Annotated in this window: 1 protein-coding gene; it reads right to left on the reverse strand. The window is 45.2% G+C overall.

Going from position 1 to position 604, the window contains the following annotated elements:
• On the reverse strand, positions 1-604 hold a 604-nt coding region (locus tag ACFIMP_RS09925), incomplete at both ends, for a hypothetical protein (protein WP_375686351.1).

Below are 604 nucleotides of genomic sequence, written 5' to 3' on the forward strand. Positions count from 1 at the left end.
CTAACCCCAAGGGATCTTGCTGCTCCACAGCATTGTCATAGAGCCTTTGCATTTGAGCATTGGGATCTTCAACATCAAGAAGAGTGCGATTGCCTGTCAGTTCAAAGATTTGCTCACCCACCAGACGATATTCAAAATAAGCATCCCCCAACTTTTTGAACACGTGCTCAGGCTTATAATTGCCAATCTTTTTTAAGTAATAGTCCGATCCTAAAAATTTACTTGGGTTGATAAAATCTGGACGCGTCTCGACTAAAAATGGCACATCCGGTGTTTGGGTCTGGTCCAATTCTGTCTTAACAGAGTTAAGCCCATCTTGCGTTGGCACTTGTATGGATTCTGGTGCGGGTGTTTTTGTGCTTGGTGCAAAAAGCCCTTTGTGCCCTTTCAAACCATTGATGATGCCGTCCAATCGATCATCACTAATCAGTGGTTTGGAACCGTCAAAATCGGTGTTTTTAACACCAGCCAAACCTTTATCGCCAGAGCTTAAGCCAACTTGCTCAACCCCCTCACGCACCGCATGATTGTCAATATAGCCTGTCAACTTGGCATCAAGCGTGCCACCAGCTTCAATCGTGCCGTAAACAGCATCATAAGTGCG

The sequence above is a fragment of the Bartonella sp. AP65SXKL genome (assembly GCF_042195725.1).
GTDB lineage: Bacteria > Pseudomonadota > Alphaproteobacteria > Rhizobiales > Rhizobiaceae > Bartonella.